The sequence below is a fragment of the Micromonospora sp. NPDC049799 genome, assembly GCF_040656655.1.
GTDB lineage: Bacteria > Actinomycetota > Actinomycetes > Mycobacteriales > Micromonosporaceae > Micromonospora.
Genome location: NZ_JBFAMU010000391.1, coordinates 1 through 4,645, shown reverse-complemented (window position 1 = coordinate 4,645; position 4,645 = coordinate 1). Strand labels below are relative to the sequence as shown.

The window sequence follows — 4,645 nt, the reverse complement described above, 5'->3', positions numbered from 1 at the left end:
GCCGGAGGCGACGACCCGCGGCGCCGGCTGCGCGCGCACCGCGTGCCCGGCCGCGGTACGCGGTGGATAACCGGCCGGTGTCCGGGCCGGCGCGGGCCCGTTGACCGTGAACGGGAAGGGCACGTGCACGAACGGGTTGCCGTGCCGCACCAGGGCCTCGATCTGACGCTCGTTGAGCCCGTGCTCGCTGAGCACGCGCCGGCCCCAGCGGTGCAGCCGGCACGGGTACGTCGCGCCGTCGTTGCGGCACAGTGGCCCCGACGGCCACTCCTCCGCACCGTGCACGACGACCGCCCGGACCGCGAGCCGGACGTCCTCGGGGGTCAGGGGCACCGGCACCGGCACCTCACCCAGGATCTGATCGATGGGATCCGTCGACTGCTCACCAACTCGCACGGCAGGCCTCCCGCAGCTCCGGTAGCGGTGCGACTGATGCGCCGCACCGCATCCTCGGTCAGTGGTACGGCTCCCGCCCGGGGAAGGTTCAATCCCGGTACGCGGTCAGCAGGTCCTCCGGCGCCAAGGCCCGCACCCCGTCGGTGGTCACCCCACTGCGCGACACCGCCACCAGGGGCACCGACTCGTCGACCCCGGGCAGCTGGGCACGGTGCACCAGGAGACGTCCGAGATCGTGCGCGTCGAAGGGGCGCTGCTCCAGCCACTTGATCGAGCCGACGAAGGTGATCCGTTTCGCGACCGGTCCCCGGTCGGCGCCCACCAGGTCGATCTCCGGGCCGTTGGTCCGCGTCCAGTAGCCACCGACCACGTCGCTGCCCGCCGGAAGGAGCCCACCGGGCAGCCGACGCAGGGCTTCCCGTACCAGCGGCTCGATCGCCCGGCCACGCCAGCTCGTCCAGGACGACGTGATCCGGGCCAACGTCAGGTCGCCCCGCCCTCGCTCGATCTCCGGCAGATACGGGCCCAGGAAGGACAGCCAGAAGCGGAGGTACAGGTCGGCGACGGCGTACCGGGTCTCCCGCGACGGCTTCGTCGACAGCGGCACGGTGACCTCCACGACCCGCTTGTCCACCAGGAGCCGCAGAGCTCGGGTCAGGGACGCCTGGGGCAGGTCGCCGGCCGCCCGGGCGATCAGCGAGAAGGTGCGCTCGCCCGACCCGATCGCCCGCAGCACCAGGCCCGCCTGGGAGGCGGTGGGGAACTCGGCGGCCAACGCCCGTTCTCCGCTAACGATCAGGGCGGAGGTCGGGTCGGCGACCGCGTCGGCGAGGTAGTCACGCAACGAGGCTCCGGCCGGCCATTCGTCCAGGATCAGCGGGAGCCCGCCGGAGACGAGATGGGCGTCGAACGCCTCGGCCGCCGGCAGGTCCAGCATCGTGCCCACGTCGGCCGGGCTGAGCGGTGGAACGACCATCTCCGTGGCCCGCTGGTGGAAGGGGCGACCGTACGCGTTCAGCGCCTCCATCATCGCCAGGTCGGACCCGATGCACAGCAGGAGGACCGGCCGCCGCGAGAGTTCCCGGTCGAAGACCTTCTGCAGGGTCCCCTCGAATCCCGGGTCGGTGGCGATCAGGTAGGGCATCTCGTCGAGGACGACGACGCTCGGCCGGTCCGTCGGGAGCGCGGAGGCGAGAAGGGTGAGGGCGGCGTCCCACGTCCGGGGCTGCTGGGCGGCGAACAGGGCGGCCCCGGGCAGGGTGGAGGCGGCCACCGCCTCGACGAAGAGGGCGAGGTCGGCCGCCACGGACGGCTGCGCGGAGGCGGTGAAGAACACGTGCGGCACGTCCGCCCGTTCCACGAACTCCTCGACCAGGCGCGACTTGCCGACGCGCCGCCGGCCGCGCATGAGCAGAGCGCGTCCGGGCCGACCGGCCCGGCCGCCCCGGCGGACGCGCGCCAGCATGGCGTCGAGCTGGGCCAGCTCCCGTCCGCGTCCGACGAATCCGTCCACCCGCCACCTCATACACTCAGCGATGAAACACTCATGGTTGAGTGTATCGCGCTTGAGAGGCGATGCGGACACCGCACTTCTCCTGAGCCGGAGGGCGGCGGGCGGTAGCGTCGGATGCGAGGAACCGGCCCTGGGCACGGGGAGCGCGCCATGACCGAGCAGCAGCCGTACCGGGTGGTGACCCGACACCCCGGCTTCGAGCTGCGCCGGTATCCCCCGCACCTGGTGGCCGAGATGCGGGTCGAGGGGACGTTCGACACGGCGGCCAACGAGGCGTTCCGGCCGCTCGCCGCGTACCTGAAGGGAGCCAACCGCCCCCGGCGGAGCATCGCCATGACCGCGCCCCTCCTGCAGGAGGCGGCGCCGGAGACGATCGCGGTGACCGCGCCGGTCGTGCAGGAGGAGGGCGACCGGCCGGGCTGCTGGATGATGCGTGTCGTGATGCCGGCCGGCTTCACCGCGGAGACCCTGCCCGAGCCGACCGACCCCCGGGTACGGACCCGGGAGGTGCCGGAGCAGCTCGTGGCGGCCATGCGGTTCTCCGGCCGGGGCACGGCGGCGGCGTTCGACCGGCGGGCCACCGCCCTGGGCCGCGCGGTCACCGGTGCCGGGCTACGGCCGGCGGGCGCCATCCGGTACGCACGTTTCGACCTGCCGTGGAAGCCGTGGTTCCTGCGGCGCAACGAGGTGGTGCTGCCGGTCGCCGAGTGACCTCGCGACCGCGCACGAGAAGGGACGACGATGACCTCCACGGGACGCCCGACGGGCGACGGCCGCGGCATCTTCCGCCGCAAGCCGGTCGAGGAGATCGGGGACGCGACCGAGGAGGGTCTGTCCCGGTCCCTCGGGCTCTGGCAGCTCACCGCGATCGGTGTCGGCGGCATCATCGGCGCCGGCATCTTCGCGCTGGCCGGTGCGGTGGCGAACGAGACCGCCGGCCCGGCCGTACTGATCTCGTTCCTGGTCGCCGGGCTGGCCAGCGCGGCAGCCGCCCTGTCGTACGCCGAGTTCGCCGGCATGATCCCGAAGGCCGGCTCGGCCTACACCTACGGGTACGCGGTGCTCGGTGAGGCGGTCGGCTGGTTCATCGGCTGGGACCTGCTGCTGGAGTACACCGCCATCGTCGCGGTGGTCGCCATCGGCATCTCCGGCTACTTCGCATTCCTCGTCGGCGAGATCGGCGTGGACCTGCCGGCCTGGATGCTGGGTGCGCCGGGCACCGGCGACGGGCACGTGGTGGACCTGTTCGCGGTGATCCTCTGCCTGTTCATCGCGTTCCTGCTCAACCAGGGCATCAAGTCCGCGGCCCGGTTCGAGACGTTCGTCGTCGGGCTGAAGGTCGCCGTGGTGCTGCTGGTCATCGTGGTCGGCTTCTTCTACGTGCGGACGGAGAACTACTCGCCGTTCTTCCCCTACGGGCTGAGCGGGGCGTTCACCGGAGCGGCGACCGTGTTCTTCGCCGTCTTCGGCTACGACGCGATGAGCACCGCCGCCGAGGAGTCCAAGGACGCCCGCCGGCACATGCCGAAGGCGATCATCTACTCGCTGGTCATCTCGATGGTCCTGTACGTGCTGGCCACGCTCGTGCTGACCGGCATGCAGAACTACACGGAGATCGACCCGGAGAGCGGCTTCTCCTCGGCCTTCGCCTCGGTGGGGCTGTCCGGCCTGGCGAGCGTGATCGCCGTCGGCGCGATCATCGGCATTCTGACGGTGATGTTCACCTTCATGCTCGGTGTCACCCGGGTGTGGTTCTCGATGAGCCGGGACGGCCTCCTGCCGGCCTGGTTCGCCAAGCTGCACCCGGTGCGTCGGGTGCCCAGCCGGGTGACCTGGATCGTCGGCGTCGGCTCGGCGCTGATCGCCGGTTTCCTGCCGATCCGGGAGGCCGCCGAGCTGACCAACATCGGCATCCTGCTGGCCTTCGTGGTGGTCTGCATCGCGGTGATCGTGCTGCGCTACCGCCGCCCCGACGCCCCGCGGACGTTCCGGCTGCCGGGGATGCCGGTGGTGCCGGCCCTCGGGGCGGTCTTCTCGGTCTGGCTGATCACGTTCCTCGCCCCGGAGACGTGGCTGCGGTTCGCGGTCTGGTTCCTCATCGGCGCGCTGGTCTACGCCTTCTACGGCTACCGACGCTCGGCGCTCGCCAGGCGAGGCCCGGCCGGCCCATCGGACGGAGGTGCGGCGTCGGGCGGCCGATCTTGATCCACTCGACATCATTGATATCGGGGTGTTCGGGTGACCAGGACACCCCGCCATCAATGAACCCGAGTGGATCAAGGTTGCCGTGCGAACCCGGGGCGCCGCTCGCCGAGGGCCGGCGGCCAGGCCAGCAACAGCGCGGTCCCGAGACCGGCGAGCAGACCGGCGAGCGAGTAGAGCACGTCGGTGCCGTCCGCGTTGATCGTGGTGTTGCCGGCCAGTGCGGTGAGCGGGGCCACCGGCTCCAACCAGGCCATCGTGAGGAGCGCGAGAAACCCCATCGCAGCCGGGGCGAGTAGGGCGGCGAGCGCGGCCAGGGCCTGCCATCGCCACTCCACCCGCCCTCCCGGCCGGTCCCAGGCGACGAGCGTGACCCCGGTCAGCAGCACCGCACCGAGCAGCACCGCCGGCAGGATCCGCGAACCGGGGGACAGCATCCGGACCACACCGACGCCGACAATCGCCAGACCGGCCGCCGCGGCGGCGAGCCCTCGCCGGTCACGGCCGGTCCCCGGCGCCGCCGCGAGGGCGCAA

General features: G+C 72.1%; 5 protein-coding genes. 2 read left to right on the top strand and 3 right to left on the bottom strand.

The window, feature by feature from the left end; all coding sequences use genetic code 11:
* Both AB0I76_RS22905 and AB0I76_RS22900 read right to left on the bottom strand, forming a co-directional pair.
* Positions 1–396 (bottom strand): hypothetical protein (locus AB0I76_RS22905; protein ID WP_357038931.1); only part of this gene is annotated, 396 nt, incomplete at its 3' end.
* An 88-nt stretch (positions 397–484) separates the two neighbouring features.
* Positions 485–1,909 carry a DUF234 domain-containing protein gene (locus tag AB0I76_RS22900; protein WP_357038928.1) on the bottom strand — a complete coding sequence of 475 codons (1,425 nt, stop codon included), beginning with the start codon at positions 1,907–1,909 and terminating at the stop codon, positions 485–487.
* A 150-nt stretch (positions 1,910–2,059) separates the two neighbouring features.
* Between AB0I76_RS22900 and AB0I76_RS22895 the strand changes: the two genes are divergently transcribed.
* Both AB0I76_RS22895 and AB0I76_RS22890 read left to right on the top strand, forming a co-directional pair.
* The gene (locus AB0I76_RS22895) at positions 2,060–2,620 is read left to right on the top strand and encodes a heme-binding protein (protein ID WP_357038925.1); all 561 of its coding nucleotides are present in this window, start codon (positions 2,060–2,062) and stop codon (positions 2,618–2,620) included.
* A gap of 30 nt (positions 2,621–2,650) precedes the next feature.
* A complete protein-coding gene (locus AB0I76_RS22890; RefSeq protein ID WP_357038921.1) occupies positions 2,651–4,114 on the top strand; it encodes an amino acid permease in 1,464 nt (487 codons plus the stop codon).
* A 71-nt stretch (positions 4,115–4,185) separates the two neighbouring features.
* Here AB0I76_RS22890 and AB0I76_RS22885 read toward each other — a convergent pair.
* Positions 4,186–4,645, bottom strand: a 460-nt coding sequence (locus AB0I76_RS22885) for a hypothetical protein (protein ID WP_357038918.1), incomplete at its 5' end; no start/stop codon positions are given.

Bases quoted from the DNA above. Each gene is read 5' to 3' on its own strand.
- AB0I76_RS22895 (WP_357038925.1), top strand. From the start codon at position 2,060: ATGACCGAGCAGCAGCCGTACCGGGTGGTGACCCGACACCCCGGCTTC.
- AB0I76_RS22890 (WP_357038921.1), top strand. From the start codon at position 2,651: ATGACCTCCACGGGACGCCCGACGGGCGACGGCCGCGGCATCTTCCGC.